The sequence below is a fragment of the Burkholderia sp. AU33423 genome (genome assembly GCF_002223135.1).
In the GTDB taxonomy this organism is placed as follows: Bacteria; Pseudomonadota; Gammaproteobacteria; order Burkholderiales; family Burkholderiaceae; genus Burkholderia; species Burkholderia lata_D.
This window is the reverse complement of record NZ_NKFH01000007.1, coordinates 2,098,726-2,115,084: the sequence shown is the minus strand read 5'-3', so window position 1 is coordinate 2,115,084 and position 16,359 is coordinate 2,098,726. Positions and strand designations below refer to the sequence as shown.

Genomic DNA, 16,359 nt, shown 5'->3' with positions numbered 1-16,359 from the left:
GGATTTTCCGGTCGCTTATCGACCGACCACCGTACCCGTGCAGACGCTCGTATTGCCGATGTCGAGATTCAGGCCGCTCGTGTTGCTCAGGAAGTCAGCCGAAATCGCCGTCTGGAAGTTCGACGGTACGGTGTCAAAGCCGTTGCCATGAACGATCGACGCGAAGCTGGCGTTCGTGTAGTGGCTGTTCAGGAAGTCATGAACGGCGGTCTTGACCGTCGAATCCTTGTAACACTGGCTCAGGATGATCTGGCTCGTGCCGGAGACCGGGTAGCCCGAAACCGGGTTGCCGGCGGCGGGTACCCAGGCTGCCGGGTTGTTCGCCGTGAGCTTGCTCGGGGCCGCAACGGAACCGAGCGCGGTCGTCGCATTCGCATACGTCGGTGCGTAGTACGTGCTGTTCTTCGCGTTCACGAGGCTCGCCACCGGCAGTTGCAGCGCGCCGGCCGGCGTCACGACCGTGCTCGACGGGGCGAGGAACGTGTTCGTGTAATCCGGGCTCAGGTATGCAACGGCGGCACCGGTGGAGGACGACAGCGCATTACGCACGCCGCCGCTGCCCGAAACGCCGGTGAAGTTCGACGGCACGACGCCGCCCGGGAACGAAGCCGTGAACGTCAGCGAATCGACGAACGTCACGCCAGCAGCCGTGTTGGTGGTCGTGCAGACGGCTGCCAGATGGCGCGTCAGCAGTTCGGTCGTGCCGCTGCCGTCCGAGCGGTAGATGACCTTGATCGGCGAGCTGGTCGTCGTGTACGCCGAGCCCGTTTGCGGGTTGATGACCTGGTTCCAGTCGGTCAGCTTGCCCGAGAAGATGCCGCACAGATCGTCGTCGTTCAGCGCGATGCTGTGCGCTTGACCCGGCGTCGTTTGCGGCGTCGTCGTGCTCGTGACGGCCGGGCCGTTGACGACCGGCACCGTGATCGGCGTGACGATGTACGGGATCTGGATCAGCGGGCCGTTGGTCGCGCCGAGGCCAGCCTTGTACGACGTGAGCTGGGCGGTCGACAGGGCCGCATCGCTGTTCGCGAAGTGGACCGTGCCCGTGACCGTCGAGCCGAAATACGTCGGCTGGTTGTTCAGGAACGCGTTCTGACCGGCACCCGAACCTACCGAGAAATACGTGAACGAGCCTTCGGACGTGCCGAACAGGCCGATTTCGGTAGCGGCATTGCCGATCGCGCCGATGGTCGGGGCGACGAGCGACGAGCCGCCGCCTTGCACGTTCGGCGCAGCCATTGCGGCCGTGGCGCCCAGACCGGAAACAACGAGAGCGAGGACTTGACAGATCTTGCGCTTGCTGGATTTCATGAGAAATTTCCTTGAACGAAGATAAACGGGAACCCCTGCTACTGCGGTTGGAATGCTTGTGGACCGCCGGCTAAATGTAGGGGGAAATACGAGTGACGCGTGTGAATTTTTCATAACGAATGGTGCGTAACATTTTTATCGAATAAGCCATTGCGTTATTCGAATTGATAAAGCGCGGATTGGAGCGTTATTCGGTACAGGTCGGAGCTTCCAGATATTGGGATTCGGCCGGACGATGCTCCGACGAACCGCGCGCCAGAGCCCGCATCCGGCATGGTTCGGACCACCACGTCGCACGCGAACCTAAGCGGTGCTATCCCAATTTCACGACGGTTTTGTGGCGGATGTTACGGAACATTCAGTGCATCGACGAATATCCGCTCTTTTGATGAAACCCTTCCATTGGATGTGTTATTCCGTAAATGTAAGGCCGACAAAAGATCCTGTAGTTAATGTGTGATAGACCAATCGGAGAAATAAACATGAAATCGTTTTTGCGTTATAAGAATAACGACTCAATGTAATAAACCCCGCCCAAAAAGGTAGCCCAACATCCGTCACAAATCTGCGCTGGTTCGCTCCGTAGTCTTCCCCGGCGACTCCGTCCGGCACATTGCGCGCCGTCGCCGAAAAAAGTCGCACGCGTGACACGAGGGCACTGACATGTCGGCATTCCGCTACGAAGCGATCGATCCCACCGGCCGCACGCTGAAAGGCGTGCTCGAAGCCGACAGCGCGCGCGCAGGCCGCAGCCATCTGCGCACGCAAGGTCTCACGCCGCTGATCGTCGAGCTGGCCGCGCAACGCCTGCACGGCGAACGTCATCAGCGCCTGTCGCTCGGCCGCAAGCTGTCGCAGCGCGAGCAGGCGATTATCACGCGCCAGCTCGCGAGCCTGCTGGTCGCAGGGCTGCCGCTCGACGAATCGCTGTCGGTGTTGAGCGAGCAAGCCGAGCGCGACTACGTGCGCGAGTTGATGGCGTCGATCCGCGCGGAAGTCGTCGGCGGCCATTCGTTCGCGAACGCGCTGAGCCAGCATCCGCGCGATTTCCCCGAGATCTATCGCGCGCTCGTCGCGGCTGGCGAGCACACCGGCAAGCTCGGCATCGTGTTGTCGCGCCTGGCCGACTACATCGAACAAAGCAACGCACTGAAGCAAAAGATCCTGCTGGCGTTTACGTATCCGGGCATCGTCACGCTGATCGCGTTCGGCATTGTCACGTTCCTGCTGAGCTACGTGGTGCCGCAGGTCGCGAACGTGTTCACCAGCACGAAGCAGCAGCTGCCGACGCTGACGGTCGTGATGCTCGCGCTGTCGGACTTCGTGCGGCACTGGTGGTGGGCGTCGTTCGCGGCGGCGGCCGTGCTCGTCCATGCGATCCGCAAGGTGCTGTCGCGCGATGCGCCGCGGCTCAGGTTCGACATGTGGCTGCTGACGGCACCGCTCGCGGGCAAGCTCGTCCGCGGCTACAACACGGTGCGCTTCGCCAGCACGCTCGGCATTCTCACCGCGGCCGGCGTGCCGATCCTGCGCGCGCTGCAGGCGGCCGGCGAGACGCTGTCGAACCGTGCGATGCGCGCGAACGTCGACGATGCGATCGTCCGCGTGCGCGAGGGCTCGGCACTGTCACGCGCGCTGGCGCATACGAAGACGTTTCCGCCGGTCCTCGTGCACCTGATCCGTTCGGGCGAGGCGACGGGCGACGTGACGACGATGCTCGATCGCGCATCCGAAGGCGAATCGCGCGAGCTGGAGCGCCGCACGATGTTCCTGACGAGCCTGCTCGAACCGTTGCTGATTCTCGCGATGGGCGGGGTGGTGCTCGTGATCGTGCTGGCGGTGATGATGCCGATCATCGAGCTGAACAACATGGTGCAGTAATGCGCGGCTCAGCGCACGTATACGTTGGCCTTCTCCGCGGCGGGCAGCGCGATCTCGCGATGCAGCCCGTTACGGTCGACGACGATCGAGCGCGCACGAACCTCGGCCAGTTTCGCGGCTTCGCCGATCGACGCACCGAGCGACACGACGCGCGAGGCGTCGCCGCCGACGCTGACGATCGCGGCCGCACGGCGCGCATCGAACGCGAGCACGCCGAGCAGCTGGATGGCATCGCGGCCGTCGTCGGGTTTCGCACCGAACAGCCGCGCGCCGGCAGCAACGTCGATCGGCGCGGGCGGCGGTGCAGGTGTCGCGACCGGCGCATCAGCGACGCTCAATACACGCACGGCCCAAAGCGACACGGCAACGAGTGCCGCGGCGGCGGCGAGCGTCGCGGCGAGTGGAACGAGATCGGCGCGCGACGGCGCGATGCGAAGCAGGTCGAACGGTTTCATGGCGACAGGTCGGTGCGATGAACAGAAGATGTTTCCATTCTTTGTTGCGAGGGTGAATGCATGATGACGGGGCCCAATGAAACCCGAACGCGATATGCCGGTCACTCGGGAGGACACGCGCAACGCGGCTTCACGCTGATCGAGATCATGGTGGTGGTCGCGATCCTCGGGATTCTCGCGGCGCTGATCGTGCCGAAGATCATGAGCCGTCCGGACGAGGCACGCCGCATCGCCGCGAAGCAGGACATCGGCACGATGATGCAGTCGCTGAACCTGTATCGCCTCGACAACGGCCGCTATCCGGCGCAGGAGCAGGGACTGACCGCGCTGGTCCAGAAGCCGGCCACCGATCCGGTGCCGAACAACTGGAAGGACGGCGGCTATCTGGAGCGGTTGCCGAAGGATCCGTGGGGCAATCCGTATCAATACCTGAACCCGGGCGCGCATGGCGCGATCGACGTGTTCAGCTACGGCGCGGACGGCAAACCGGGCGGCGAGGGGAACGATGCGGATATCGGCTCGTGGCAGTGACGGCGTGCGCGTCGTGAACCGCCGCATACGACACACGCGCGTCGCGCGTCGTACGTCGGTGGGCTTCACGCTGCTGGAGATGCTCGTCGTGCTCGTGATCGTGGGGCTGCTGGTCGCGGTCGTGACGCTCGCGCCGTCGCGCAATCGCCGCACCGATCTGGCGGAGGAGGCACAGCGCCTGGCGAACCTGCTCGAATCGGCCGGCGACGAAGCGCAGGTGCGGTCGATCCCGATCGCGTGGCAGACGGTCGGCGGAGGCTATCGCTTCGTGCAGCGCACCGAAAGCGGCGGCTGGGCGCCAATGACCGACGACCTGTATCGCACACGCCGCTGGGGCGCCGAAGTGACGGGCGTGTCGGTGCGGTACACCGGCGGAGGCGAAGTGCCGTCGCGCGTCGTGCTCGGCAGTGAAGGCATCGACGTGCCCGTGACGATCACGCTGTGGTCCGGTGACGTGCGGATGGCCGTCGTCGGCACGGGCATCGGCAACTTCGTCGTGCGCCGGCCGTGAGCGACGTTCGGCGCCCGGCATGCCCGCCATGCGGAAACGCGCCGCGATTGAATCGCATCGCTGCACGCTTCACCGGACTGTCATAGTGCCCGCTCACAATCTGATGTTCGTTTGCTGCGGAACCGCTCACGGGGGGGCGCGTTTCGCCGGCAACGTGCAACTCCACTTCCGTCCAGGGATTCATGACTCGTTCACGGGCGCCGACCGGTGTCCTGGCGCTCGTCGCGTGGCTGGCGTTCGTCGTGCCGTGCATGCAGGGCATACACGCGCAGGAGACCGGTTCCATCGTCCGCCAGCCGGGCAGCGCGATGCGCTTCGATCTGCCCGCGCAGCCGCTCGCGAAGAGCTTGCAGGACTTCGCGCGGCTCACCGAGCTGATCGTACTGGCGCCCGCGCCGCTGCTTGACGGGCGCACGAGTGCGCCGGTCCAGGGCGAATTCGCGCCGCGCGACGCGCTCGAGCGGATGCTGGCCGGAACGGGGTTGCGTGCGGAATTCTCGCGCCCGGACGAAGCGATCATCGTCGCGCAGCCGGCCGCCGAGCAGGCGCCCGCGACGGCCGACACGCCGGCGGATGCGGCCTTGCCGATCGACGGGATCGGCGATTCCGGCGATCGGCGCGCGTTCGCGGGCCTGCTGCAGGCGCATCTGATCGATGCGCTCTGCGCGCAGCCGGGGGCCGTGCCGGGCAGCTATCGACTCGTCGCGCAGGTGCGCATCGACAACAGGGGGGCGGTGGTGGCGGTCAACATGGTGGCATCGAGCGGTTCGGCCGCCCGCGACGCGGCGGTGATGCGCGCGCTGCGCGCATTGAAGCTGGACGACGCGCCGCCGGCGGACCTGCCGCAGCCGGTCACGATCCTGCTGCGGCCGGCCGGCAACGGCGTGCATTTCCGCTGTCCGGCGCCGCAGCCGGCCGTCCGGGGCTAGGCCGTCATGTCCGACAGCAACCGCTCCGGGCTCAGGCATCTGCTGGCGACGCGCTACGCGTATCTGGTCAGGCGGCTCGAACGCGTGACCGGGTCGAAGGACGGCGCCGCCGACGCGCTGCACGAAACCTGGCTGCGTCTCGAGAATGCGAACGTCTCCACGCAGGTGACGAACGCGGACGCCTATATACTCGGGATGGCGAACAATGTCGCGATCGACCAGCATCGCCGCGAACGCCGGCATCTGCACGACGACGATGTCGAGACGCTGCTCGAGATGCCCGACGAACTGGCGGATCCCGAGCGCATCGTCACGGCGCGCCGCAAGGTCGAGACACTGAAGGACGTGCTGCGCGGCCTGCCGCCGCGGCGCCGCGCGATCCTGCTGGCCGCCCGCGTGGACGGCCTGCTGAACCGCGAGATCGCCGAGCATTTCGGCATTTCGCTGCGGCTCGTGGAAAGCGAGCTGAGTGCGGCAATGAAGTACTGCCTGCAGCGCATGCAGGAAGACGGCGATCCGTACACGGGCACGCGAGGCGGCCCGCGTAAATTTTGAGCATCAGGACGATGACGAAAGCCCAGGCCGAACCTGCCCACGACGAACTCGACGAAGCGAGTGCGTGGCTGCTGCGTCTGCGCTCGGGAGACGCGAGCCAGGCCGAAGCCGATGCGTTCGAGCGCTGGTGCGCCGATCGTCCGCAAGCCGCCGATCTGCTGCGCGATACCTGGAGCGCGCTGCGCACGGCGGCGACCGAACTCGCCCATGAGGAACGCGCGGCAGCTGCCTGGGCAAACGTGGCCAAGCGCGAGCGCACGATGCGCACCGGACGGCGTGCGTTCATCGGCTTTGCGGTCGCAGCCGGCGCGTCGTGGCTCGCCGTGCGCCCGCCGATGCAGTTGTGGCCGTCGCTCGGCGATATCGCGGCCGATTACCACACGGGCACCGGCGAGCAGCGCAGCGTCGCGCTGTCGTCGCGCGTGACGGTGGAACTGAATACGCAGACGCGTCTGGACGTGCTGGCCGCGAGCAACGCCGCGCACGGCGTCGAAGTCGTCGCCGGCGAGGCGGAGATCGATGCGGCGGCGCCGCCGGCCGGCCGCGCGACGCCGATCCAGCCCGTCACCGTGGTGGCCGGCGGCGGCCGCATGCAGGCGACCGTCGCGCGCTTCAACGTGCGGCGCACCGGCTCGCAGGTCTGCGTGACCTGCCTGTCCGGCACGGTCGCGCTCGAGCATCCGCGCGGTGCACGCACGCTGACGGCCGACGATCAGGTCGTCTACGACGATCGCGGCGTGCAGCCCGTGTCGCGCATCGATCCGGGCGCGGTCAGCGCATGGCGGCGCGGGATGCTGGTGTTCAACGGCGTGCCGCTCGCCGATGTCGTCGACGAGATCAACCGCTACCGGCGCGGCAAGGTCATCCTGCGCAGCGCGTCGCTCGGCGAGAACCGGATGCAGGCGCAGTTCCCGATCACGCGGCTCGACGACGTGATCGACATGGTCGGCCGCCTGTATGGCGCGCACATCACGCGCCTGCCCGGCAACATCGTGCTGCTGAGCTGACCGGCTTCCCTTGCTTTACTTTCCGTTCTTCCTCCCGCCGGCGATGCGTTCGCGGCGCTTGCGGCTGTCCGCGCACTGCGGGTTACGGCCGTCCGATACGACTTGATCAATGAGGGCCGGCAAACGCCGGGCTGTCCGTCATGGCGGCCCGGTGTGACGTCGTCGGACCCGAGGCGTGGGTGGCAAGCGCCCCGGCCGTGCAGCGATGCGCGGTGCGGGGGATGTGTGTCGATGGAGCTTCGGGCGGTGGCGTGATCATGAACGAATCGCAACGGGACAAGGATCCCGGCGACGCGAATACGCGCGCCGATGCGATCCGCGAGGGCGCCGTGCGCTGGTTGCTGTGGTTGCGCACCGGTGACACGACGGAACAGGAACTCGACGCGTTTGCGCGCTGGCGCGCGCAGAGCGACGAGCATGCGCGCACGGTCCGCGAGCTGATCTGGATGTGGGCCGTGCTGGAGACGGTCGGCCGCCAGGAGCCGGGCGGGCCGACGCGTACGCATTGAGGCGGCGGCTTTGCGCGCGCACACCGGAGTGGTGCGCAATCGCGCTCGTGCTCGCGTCGCGGTGCACGCGCTGAAAGAAAGTCTGCGGGTTATGCGGGCCCGCTTCGACCTTGTATATGAGAGAGCGAGGGGGCTGTGCAGAGGGACTGCAGCGCGGAGACCGGGGAACGGGGGCCTGAACGGGCCCCCGGATCACCGTTCACGCAGGGCGGCGGGCGTGTGGCGCTGAGGTGCCGGCCGCGTCACGCAAGCCCGGATTCACGACTCCGGATTCAGGATGGCGCCCCGGGCTGCAGGCCCGCGCGTGCGCCGTTCCAGGCGGCGTCGAGCGGATCGCCGGTATCGCGCAGCGGCTCGCGCAGAAAAGGAAAGCGTTCGACGAACGGTGCGGATTCTTGCAGGGCCACGATATGGTTGACCATCCATTGCAGCAGATCGCCGCCGTGCCGGACCTGTTCCGGCCGCCAGTCCGGCATCGACGAGAAGAGGGCCGAGAAGCCGCTCCAGCGCGACGGACGGTCGTTGTCGCCGGGCCGGAAATAGGTGTTCATCGCGACGTCGTGCGCGTCGGTCAGCGCGCCGACGAACAGCCCGTGCGGCGTCGGCACGCCGATCTGCTGCCAGCCTTCCGCGAGGGCCAGCGAGCGCATCACGCGCGCCGCGACGAACGCGATGCGCGTTTCATGCTCGATTTCCGCCAGCGACATCACGCCGTTGCGCTGCATGCAGCGTGCGACCGCGTGCGGCCGGATCACGTTCGACGCGAAGCTGCGCAGCACGAGGTCGGGCACCGTCAGTTGAAGCTGGAATTCGCGCAGGCCGTGCTCGGCGCTCATCGTCGAGAAGTTGACGAACAACCCTTCGGCATGACCGAGCGCGCCGACGTACGGCTCGAGCCCGAGGCGCGCGAGCTTCGGCGCGATCTGGCGTTCGAGCAGCCGCATCAGGTTGCGGCGGTTGCGTATGCCCGTGAAATCGTCGAGGCCGCGCGTGACGACGTCGCTGATTTCCCAGCGGCGCTCGTCGGCGACGAGCCGCGGGGAGCCGCTCAGGTCGAACCGGGCGCGGCCATGGGCCACGCGGGGATCTACGTACATGCCGGTGCCTCGTGCATCGATTGCGGGCGGACCGCCGCGGCGGCGCGCCGTCGCGCGGGTCCGGTCGCCCACGATGCTGCGGCGTCGCGGGCCACTCGTCAAGTGCGAACGTATCGCGACGCACGCGTGCGCATGCCGTTGCGGCGGCGCGTGCGATCAACCAGACAGTGTGGGGTCATCCGATGATGCGCACGATCGTGGAACGCTTTGTCGAGCAGAGCCCGATGACGATCATGGCGCGGCTCGTGCTGCAATGCGCGCTGCACGACGACTGGATCGGCGCCGCGGCGGACGCCGGCGACGAGCCCGACGGCGAGTCGATCCGCGAGGCGCTGTTTGCCCTCGCCGTCGACGCGATCGCATCGATTGCCGCGTGGCAGCGGACGCCGGATGCCGGCGTGGCCGCTGCGCCGGGGTGGGGTTCCGCCGTGACGGCACTGCACGATTGCATGAGCCGGTGGCGTGCCGGCTGGGGGCGTGCGCTGGCCAGGGACAGTGTCGAACTGCTGCTGCCGGTTGCGTCGGCGCACAACGTCGACGGCGTGCATGCAGTCGACGGGATGCGGCTGCGTGTGCTGGACGGTACCGGCGAGGCCTGCGCACCGCAGGCCGGCGGATGCGACTGCGGGCGCGCATGTGATGACCCCGCGCGCGATGCGGCGGCGGGCGGTGCGCGCGTCCTGCCGGTCTACGATCCGGAACTCGGGATGATCGTCGACCTGCTGCCGTGCGAGCGTGGCCGGACGCACGAGCGTGCCTTCGTCGGCGCGCTGCTTGAAACGGTGCGGCCCGGCGAGCTGTGGATCGTCGACGGGCGCTTCGATACGGACGCGCTCCTTTCCGGCTGGCCGCGCCGCGGCGGCGCGTTCGTGTTGCGTGAATACGGCCGCTCGGCCGCGTGCCGGCCGCTTGGCGACTGGCAGGAGGGCGGCGGGTTCGGCGACGGACGCGTGCGCGAACAATCCGTCGGGATGGTCGGCGAAGGCGGCGTGTCGGGCACGTTTCGGCGCATCGAATGGCACAGCGCGGAGACGCCCGGCGAAATCGTCACGCTGCTGACCGATCTGCCGGCCGAGCGGTTCGACGCACCGCAGGTCGTGGCGCTGTCGTGCCGGCGCTGGCGCGACGCGCTGCCGCTGGCGCTCGAGCCCGTCACGGGCGGCGCGCCGTTTGGCGCGGTGCCCGCCCGCGCGGCGCTGCTGGCGAGCGGGATCGCCGCGTTTGCCTACAACGCGTTCAGCGTGATGACGCGCGTTGTCGGGGCGGCGCTCGCGCTCGACGCGCGTGACGTCGACCGCTTGCCGTCGCTGATCGCCGACGGCGTGACGGCGACCTACGCGGGCATGATGATCGCGCTGCCGCCGGACTGGTGGCAGCGTTACGACCAGCTGCCCGCGACGACGCTCGGCCAGATCGTGCGGATGCTCGCCGTGCACGTCGACCCGCGCAGCGAGCGGCGTCGACGCCGCGACAACCGGCTGTCCGCGAAGTCGCAGGCGTTGCTGCGCGCGGCGACGCTCGAGCGCCTGATGCACGACGACGGCGACGATCCGGCCGCCAACGTGTTCAGCCTGCGCACGATCGCGATGGCGACGCGCGACTTCAGCAGCAATCCGTCGAAGGCGCTGCGGCATGCGGGCGAGGCGCTCGTGATGGTGACCAAGTACAACCGGCCGATCGCGCTGCTCGTGTCGATCGACGACTGGAACCGGCTGCTCGGCGAAGTGCGCGAGACGAGCTTCACGCGGCTGTCGTTCGATGCGGCGGTGACGCCGCAGGGCGTGCGTGCGGTCGGGTTGGGCGAGTTGTCGCGGGTCTAGCGTGCCGGTTTGATGACTCGCGGTTGCGGTCAGTGTCGTGTTTCGAGCGAGGCGCCGGCTTGGATCCCGTTGCGACGACATCGGGATCGGGATAGCAGCCCTACCACGACCATGAGAGAAAGGATGGGGCGCTCGCCCGTCGCGGCTCATTGGCGTGCCGGCTACTCGGAATCGTTTGTCGGATAGACTCATCCGTTACTGCATTTCCCTATGCGCATATCCCGGCGATCTGCCGGGGCGGATGCACTTCTATCTCACGCAGACGACATGACACGAGTGATGCTCTTCTTTCTGGCGATGTGCGCCAGTCTGGGTTTCGGCTCCCGGGTACACGCCTATACCACCTCGACATGCGAGGAGACGTGGTACGTGCCTGCAGCAGGCGAGGCGTTCACCGGGAAAAAGACGTCATGGAAGGAGGTCGAGACCAAGGCTTGCACCAAGCAGGACGTCAAGGTGATCGGCACCCAGCCGCAGACCTGGGATGATTACAACGACGCAGGTTCCGGAGCGCGGCAACGGGGAGCGTTCGCGATCGTGGGCGGGAAGGGATATTTCATTCTCGGCACGGACGTCTATCAAGGCCCGTATTGCGGCGGCGGAGATGTCGCGGGTTTCAGCGCAGCGTGTGCGCTTCCTCGGATAGCCCGCCGGAACGAGGTGCACCACTACCGCAACTACTATCAGGTCACATCCACGCCGAACCTGGATCTCGTCGCGGGGTGCCCCCCGACCTATGCTACCGATGGGCAAGCGATTTTCACCCTGACGAGCGATCACAGTCATGAAGCCGGCCGGGTCGAGGATCTGCCTTTCAAGATCGTCGATGCGGACGTCCGTTCATTCCAGTGCTTCGTACCCGACGGCGCGCAAGGCGATCAATGGGCACGCGATGCAAACCATGTATTTTTTGACGGCAGGCTGGCAAAGGGGATGACTCCGGACGCTCCCGTCAAAGTGTTTGACGGAGCAATCCTGAATGTCAGCGACCTGGCCATGAACGGCGGGAATGCTTTCAGTGTCGACTACGCCGACGGCGTGAAATGGCTGAACAAGATCGACGGAGTGCTCAGGATCCTGTCACCGGCTTTTTATGCGGATCGACGGAATGTCTTTGATCAGGGCTTCAGGAAGATAGAGGGATTGAGTCCCGATGCCTTTTCCGTCGTGACGCCGGCTTGCCCGGTTCCGGGGCAGCCGGACCTTCGATGCGTCGCGCCGAACAGCCGGAGTGACAAAGCGGGATACGGGATTCAGGGCAACCTGCTCGTCATTCCGCGCGGGACATTGGAGCCGGTAAAAAAAGTCGTGATCAAGGGACTGAATCGGAGCAACGCTGCCATTTTTCTTCTTCACGGCTTGTTTGGCCCGGTTTCCGGTGAGTCCGCGTTCATGTTGGTCAACGATCGTTTCTACAGTATGGATGCGCTCGCCAAAGACCGTTTCATGGATGGCATGCCGGTTCACGGTCGCCTGAGAAGTTTGCCGGCGTTCAGCGATTGCGTCTTCAATGGCGACCACGGATCCGGTCTGGGCAGATATATCCAGGATGATGCGGGCGGGATCGACTTGACCGACATGAAGCCCGTCGGCCCGTGTACGCATTGAGGTCAACCCGTAGGCTTCAACTCGTGAGCCGTCGCACCCAGATGACCGACGTCCACGCGAAATTGCCGCTGCCGTAGCGCGCGATCAGCGTGTCGATACGCGTGTTGATCCGCGCCGAATGCACGCGGCAATGCACGAGGAAATAGCCGCTGTTCACGCCGACGGCAGAGCCGACCGGCAGCGTCGGATTGCCGCCCTGCGCCGGCAGCAGGTATTCGGCGATGTCGCCGGTACTGACGAAATAGGCTGTCGCGCGCCGGTCGACGAGCCGCTTGGCCTGGCTCGGCGACAGTCTCGGAATCGCGGCGACGAGCACGGGTTCGGCCGCAGTGTTCGCGTTGACGACGGTCAGGTCGGGCAGGATCGTCACGAAGGGCGCGATTGCTTCGATCACGCGTGCGTCGTAGCCGGGAATGCGCGCGAGATCGTCGACGGACACGAGCTGCAGCGGCCAGCCGTCCGGGCCGTTCGCGTCGCGCAGCGAGCGCAGCATGTAGTCGGCCGTCGATTGCGCGAGCGCGGGATCGAGCGACAGCTGGCCGAGCAGGCGCCGGTACGCCAGCACGCCCTCGCCGCTGGACTGCCACGGCTTGCCGGGCGCGACGCGCGACACGAGGTTCGTCAGGTTGAAGCGCGCCTGCGCGTCCTCGACGCTGCCCGAGATCCACGCGCGCGACAGCTCGGCGTTGACCGCCAGCGCGTCGGACGGCAGCAGGTCCGAGAGCGGTACGTCGGCGACCGGTGCCGACCACGGCTGGCCGACGAACGTGACGTTCGACGTCGCACTTTGCGCGCGCAGCGTCGCGCGCGCCCATTCGACCGCGGCGCGCTCGATCCACATCGTCTGCGTGGCGAGCCGCTGGTTCTCGACGTCGCGCGTCGCGACCTGCTGGCGCCACAGCACGCTGGCGGCAAGCGTGGCCGCCAGCGCGACGACGAGCAGCACCGTCACGATCGCGATGCCGCGTTCGCGCCGTGCGCGCGCGGTCCTGCCTGTCCCGTATCGATGCATCCGCGTGCCTCCGCAGTGTCTGTCGGCGCGGTGCGCTCACACCTCGAACGCCAGCCACGCATGCGCGATGCTCGCATGCGCAGATGACGTGACGCCGAACAGCGCGGCGAGCCCCACGACCCAGCACGCGAGCGTCGCGGGACGCATGCCGTCGTTCGCCAACGGGCCGACCAGGCTGGCGATCGCGTGCGAACGCCACAGCAGCAGCACGAACAGCGCACAGCCGACGGCCATCGCGATGCCGAACATGTGTGCCGCGACCACCGGACGCCGCGTGAACGGCATGCGGTGATGCCGCTGGTTCGTCGCGACGATCGCGACCCCGTTTGCGACGGGCACGATCGCCATCGCGAGCCCCCAGAACAGCGGCTGGTCGCTCGCCGGATTGATCAGCAGCAGCGTGCCGATCATCCAGATCGGCGGCGCGAGCAAGGTGAGGACGGACCACGACAGCAGTTGCCACGCGAGCCACGGCGCGCGCCAGCGCAGCGGCGGAATCAGCGCGGCATGAGCGGCATGAGCGGCGGGCGCAAGCGGCCGGCCCGGCAATCCGGCGGTGCCGGACAATCGCCCGGCGAGCCACCGAACGAGCATCGTGGCAAATGACATGGAGGGTCCTGTCGTTGACGTGTTCTGGTCTCAATAGCTAGGACGAAGCGGGCAGCCGCAAGCCGCAGGATTTCGCGCGTGCCGGCAGTTTGCCGCGCGGCACATCGCGTGTGCGCGGCGCCGCGTAAACGGTCTCGACGATCGCTTGCCGTGTTTCGCGAGCGTTTCGTGAATATCTTCAGCGGAATGTCACAAAAACTTCCCGGTTGAAACCGGAGGATTGTCGGGCTGCGCGCCGGCACGTCGCGCTTTTTGCGCGTCGGCCGGCCAGACGGCGACACGTTTGCCGGCCGTCCGCGCGCAACGGCGGACCGCCGGGCGCCGCACGCCGGCCAGGCGACGACACGTACACGAAACGGGGGCCACGCAAGGTCATGCGCCGCCTCTCGCCAGTCTTGCGCGAGGGGCGGCTGCGCGCGCATTGCAGGCCGCTTGCGTCGATCGTTTGCCCGTGCCGGCGGATCGATCGACGTCACGCAAAAAAACATTGCGGCAATGCGCGCTTCGTTCCGTCTAGGTAGGTGGGAGCTGCGACTTGGTGCGCCGCAAGCGGCACCGATGCGCCGTGCCGGCGCGCGGGAGCACGCGGATACGCGCATTTTTTCTCATCAGGCGGCATGAAGCCAACAGGTGCATGACAGTGGAACAGTTCGAGGAAACCAGGCCCACCGGCGATAGCGGCGCGCCAACGGACGACGCATCGGCACGGCAGGCGGAAGCGCTGTCGCCGGTCATCAACCTGCGCGACACGGGGCGCTTCCTGCACGTGCTCGAGGCGCTCAAGTGCTCGCTGGCCGTGAGCCGCCGTCCGTCCGGCGTCGCCGTGATCGGCGTTGACGACGGCGTTCCCACGCTGTCCGCGTGCCTGTTGCCGCGCTCGATGGGGATGGCCGTGTCGGGCAACCGGCTCGCGGTCGCGACGATGCACGAACTGATGGTGTTCGCGAACGTGTCGACGCTCGCGCCGCGCTATCCGGCTCGCCCGGATCACTACGACGCGATGTTCGTGCCGCGCATGTCCTACTACACCGGCGATCTCGACCTGCACGACATGGCGTTCGACAAGCACGTCCTGCTCGCGGTCAACACACGCTATTCGTGCATCAGCGTGATCGACGGCTATTTCAACTTCACGCCGATCTGGCAGCCGCCGTTCGTGACGGAGACCGCGCCGGACGATCGCTGTCACCTGAACGGCATGGCGTTTGCCGATGGCAAGGTGCGCTTCGTGACCGCACTGGGCATGAGCAACGAGCCGTTCGGCTGGCGGAGCGGGATGGCCAGCAGCGGCATCGTGATGGAGGTGCCGTCCGGCCGGGTCGTCGCATCGGGGCTGTCGATGCCGCATTCGCCGCGCGTGATCGGCGGGCGGCTGCATGTGCTCGAAGGCGGCCGCGGCCACGTGCTGCAGATCGATCCACAGTCCGGTGCGCGGCGTGTGCTCGCGAAGCTGCCGGGCTTTACGCACGGCCTTGCCGAGTACGGCGGCGTGTTGTTCGTCGGGCTGTCGAAGCTGCGCGACAAACGCGGCCCGCAGGGGTTGCCGATCGAAAGCGAATCGGATGTGCTGGTCGCGGGGGTGGCCGCGCTCGACGCGAACACCGGTGACGTGCTCGGCATCCTTCAGTTCTTCAACGGCGTCGACGAGATCTTCGACGTGCAGGTGCTCCCGAACGTGCGGCGTGCCGACATCCTGAGCCCGCATCAATGGGCCGAGACACCGTCGATTGTGACGATGCAGGGCGGCTTCTGGCAGACGCGTCCGCGCGAGGACGACGAACCCGCGAATACGGGGGAGAGGGCGTGATGAAGATCGATCGTTGCGGGTTTCCCGGTGTCGTTTCGTCCTTATCGATAGACGGGGCTCGCGCAGGGTGGGGAGCCTCGCCGCAGCGGGCCGGCGGGGTGCTGTGGCTCACGGGGTTGTCGGGCGCGGGCAAGACGACGCTGGCCGACGCGGTGGCCGCGCGACTGGACGACCGATGCATGCATCCGGTGGTGCTCGATGGCGACCGGTTGCGGACGGGGCTGAATCGGGATCTCGGTTTTACGGTGCAGGATCGCTTCGAGAATGTGCGGCGCATTGCCGAAGTCGCGGCACTGTTGAGCGAATCCGGCGCGCTTGCGATCGTCGCGGTCATTTCACCGCTCGCGGCGATGCGCGACGAAGCGAGAGCGATCGTGGGGCCGGCATTCCGTGAAGTGTATGTGAGCACGGCGCTGGCCTGCTGCGAGGCGCGGGATCCGAAGGGGCTGTACGCGAAGGCGCGGTGTGGTGCGCTGCCGGAATTCACGGGTGTGTCGGCGCCGTACGAACCGCCGGTGGCAGCCGACCTCGAGATCGATACGGGTCGTGCTTCGCTTGCGACGTGCGTCGATACGCTGATGCAGTTCGCCTGTGCACAGTTCGGTGGTGCGGCCGATGCGGGGGCAGCGCGGATGCATCACGGCTAAGGCCGGTTCGGTGAGTGGAAATGGCATTGCGCAGATCATGCTAAGGATGACGAATAAATCGTCATCAAAG

At 66.9% G+C, this 16,359-nt stretch carries 16 protein-coding genes; 11 read left to right on the top strand and 5 right to left on the bottom strand.

Annotated features, from left to right (window positions below; genetic code table 11):
- Positions 1-15: 15 nt before the first annotated feature.
- Entirely contained in the window at positions 16-1,311 is a 1,296-nt protein-coding gene (locus CFB50_RS28155; protein ID WP_089447984.1) for a substrate-binding domain-containing protein, read from the bottom strand.
- A gap of 663 nt (positions 1,312-1,974) precedes the next feature.
- Here CFB50_RS28155 and gspF point away from each other — a divergent pair.
- Positions 1,975-3,192, top strand: coding sequence for a type II secretion system inner membrane protein GspF (gene gspF / locus CFB50_RS28150; protein ID WP_089447983.1), 1,218 nt, complete (start codon positions 1,975-1,977; stop codon positions 3,190-3,192).
- A gap of 8 nt (positions 3,193-3,200) precedes the next feature.
- Here the strand turns inward: gspF and CFB50_RS28145 are convergent, their stop codons facing one another.
- Positions 3,201-3,647: a type II secretion system protein N gene (locus tag CFB50_RS28145; protein WP_089447982.1), complete on the bottom strand. Its 447-nt coding sequence runs from the start codon at positions 3,645-3,647 to the stop codon at positions 3,201-3,203.
- 63 nt (positions 3,648-3,710) lie between these two features.
- On the opposite strand from CFB50_RS28145, the gene gspG reads away from it, so the two are divergent.
- From gspG to CFB50_RS28115, 6 genes are all read left to right on the top strand, one after another.
- The gene (gene gspG, locus CFB50_RS28140; protein ID WP_089447981.1) at positions 3,711-4,178 is read left to right on the top strand and encodes a type II secretion system major pseudopilin GspG; all 468 of its coding nucleotides are present in this window, start codon (positions 3,711-3,713) and stop codon (positions 4,176-4,178) included.
- Entirely contained in the window at positions 4,093-4,689 is a 597-nt protein-coding gene (locus tag CFB50_RS28135) for a GspH/FimT family pseudopilin (protein ID WP_373452974.1), read from the top strand. Before gspG ends, CFB50_RS28135 begins: the two co-directional genes overlap by 86 nt.
- A gap of 182 nt (positions 4,690-4,871) precedes the next feature.
- Complete coding sequence (locus CFB50_RS28130) at positions 4,872-5,618, top strand: secretin and TonB N-terminal domain-containing protein (RefSeq protein WP_089447979.1); 747 nt, start codon at positions 4,872-4,874, stop codon at positions 5,616-5,618.
- A 6-nt stretch (positions 5,619-5,624) separates the two neighbouring features.
- Positions 5,625-6,173: an RNA polymerase sigma factor gene (locus tag CFB50_RS28125; RefSeq protein ID WP_069251920.1), complete on the top strand. Its 549-nt coding sequence runs from the start codon at positions 5,625-5,627 to the stop codon at positions 6,171-6,173.
- A gap of 11 nt (positions 6,174-6,184) precedes the next feature.
- A complete protein-coding gene (locus CFB50_RS28120; protein WP_069251919.1) occupies positions 6,185-7,180 on the top strand; it encodes a FecR family protein in 996 nt (331 codons plus the stop codon).
- A gap of 257 nt (positions 7,181-7,437) precedes the next feature.
- The gene (locus CFB50_RS28115; RefSeq protein ID WP_240159113.1) at positions 7,438-7,689 is read left to right on the top strand and encodes a FecR/PupR family sigma factor regulator; all 252 of its coding nucleotides are present in this window, start codon (positions 7,438-7,440) and stop codon (positions 7,687-7,689) included.
- 272 nt (positions 7,690-7,961) lie between these two features.
- Here the strand turns inward: CFB50_RS28115 and CFB50_RS28110 are convergent, their stop codons facing one another.
- Positions 7,962-8,786, bottom strand: a complete 825-nt coding sequence (locus tag CFB50_RS28110) for a hypothetical protein (protein ID WP_089447977.1) — start codon at positions 8,784-8,786, stop codon at positions 7,962-7,964.
- A gap of 182 nt (positions 8,787-8,968) precedes the next feature.
- On the opposite strand from CFB50_RS28110, the gene CFB50_RS28105 reads away from it, so the two are divergent.
- On the top strand, positions 8,969-10,606 hold the full coding sequence (locus tag CFB50_RS28105; RefSeq protein WP_089447976.1) for a transposase: 1,638 nt from the start codon (positions 8,969-8,971) through the stop codon (positions 10,604-10,606).
- A gap of 267 nt (positions 10,607-10,873) precedes the next feature.
- A complete protein-coding gene (locus CFB50_RS28100; protein WP_144020700.1) occupies positions 10,874-12,214 on the top strand; it encodes a hypothetical protein in 1,341 nt (446 codons plus the stop codon).
- Between the two features lie 16 nt (positions 12,215-12,230).
- Here CFB50_RS28100 and gspK read toward each other — a convergent pair whose 3' ends face one another.
- Positions 12,231-13,226 carry a type II secretion system minor pseudopilin GspK gene (gene gspK / locus CFB50_RS28095; RefSeq protein WP_089447974.1) on the bottom strand — a complete coding sequence of 332 codons (996 nt, stop codon included), beginning with the start codon at positions 13,224-13,226 and terminating at the stop codon, positions 12,231-12,233.
- Positions 13,227-13,262: 36 nt separating this feature from the next.
- Entirely contained in the window at positions 13,263-13,835 is a 573-nt protein-coding gene (locus CFB50_RS28090; RefSeq protein WP_089447973.1) for a hypothetical protein, read from the bottom strand.
- 634 nt (positions 13,836-14,469) lie between these two features.
- On the opposite strand from CFB50_RS28090, the gene CFB50_RS28085 reads away from it, so the two are divergent.
- Both CFB50_RS28085 and cysC read left to right on the top strand, forming a co-directional pair.
- On the top strand, positions 14,470-15,642 hold the full coding sequence (locus CFB50_RS28085) for a TIGR03032 family protein (RefSeq protein WP_089447972.1): 1,173 nt from the start codon (positions 14,470-14,472) through the stop codon (positions 15,640-15,642).
- Entirely contained in the window at positions 15,639-16,289 is a 651-nt protein-coding gene (gene cysC, locus CFB50_RS28080; protein ID WP_089447971.1) for an adenylyl-sulfate kinase, read from the top strand. Before CFB50_RS28085 ends, cysC begins: the two co-directional genes overlap by 4 nt.
- The last annotated feature ends 70 nt before the right edge of the window (positions 16,290-16,359 follow it).

Bases quoted from the DNA above. Each gene is read 5' to 3' on its own strand.
- gspF (WP_089447983.1), top strand. From the start codon at position 1,975: ATGTCGGCATTCCGCTACGAAGCGATCGATCCCACCGGCCGCACGCTG.
- gspG (WP_089447981.1), top strand. From the start codon at position 3,711: ATGACGGGGCCCAATGAAACCCGAACGCGATATGCCGGTCACTCGGGA.
- CFB50_RS28145 (WP_089447982.1), bottom strand. From the start codon at position 3,647: ATGAAACCGTTCGACCTGCTTCGCATCGCGCCGTCGCGCGCCGATCTC.
- gspK (WP_089447974.1), bottom strand. From the start codon at position 13,226: ATGCATCGATACGGGACAGGCAGGACCGCGCGCGCACGGCGCGAACGC.
- CFB50_RS28135 (WP_373452974.1), top strand. From the start codon at position 4,093: ATGGCGCGATCGACGTGTTCAGCTACGGCGCGGACGGCAAACCGGGCG.
- CFB50_RS28120 (WP_069251919.1), top strand. From the start codon at position 6,185: ATGACGAAAGCCCAGGCCGAACCTGCCCACGACGAACTCGACGAAGCG.
- CFB50_RS28130 (WP_089447979.1), top strand. From the start codon at position 4,872: ATGACTCGTTCACGGGCGCCGACCGGTGTCCTGGCGCTCGTCGCGTGG.
- CFB50_RS28100 (WP_144020700.1), top strand. From the start codon at position 10,874: ATGACACGAGTGATGCTCTTCTTTCTGGCGATGTGCGCCAGTCTGGGT.
- CFB50_RS28110 (WP_089447977.1), bottom strand. From the start codon at position 8,786: ATGTACGTAGATCCCCGCGTGGCCCATGGCCGCGCCCGGTTCGACCTG.
- CFB50_RS28105 (WP_089447976.1), top strand. From the start codon at position 8,969: ATGATGCGCACGATCGTGGAACGCTTTGTCGAGCAGAGCCCGATGACG.
- CFB50_RS28115 (WP_240159113.1), top strand. From the start codon at position 7,438: ATGAACGAATCGCAACGGGACAAGGATCCCGGCGACGCGAATACGCGC.
- CFB50_RS28125 (WP_069251920.1), top strand. From the start codon at position 5,625: ATGTCCGACAGCAACCGCTCCGGGCTCAGGCATCTGCTGGCGACGCGC.
- CFB50_RS28090 (WP_089447973.1), bottom strand. From the start codon at position 13,835: ATGTCATTTGCCACGATGCTCGTTCGGTGGCTCGCCGGGCGATTGTCC.
- CFB50_RS28085 (WP_089447972.1), top strand. From the start codon at position 14,470: ATGACAGTGGAACAGTTCGAGGAAACCAGGCCCACCGGCGATAGCGGC.
- CFB50_RS28155 (WP_089447984.1), bottom strand. From the start codon at position 1,311: ATGAAATCCAGCAAGCGCAAGATCTGTCAAGTCCTCGCTCTCGTTGTT.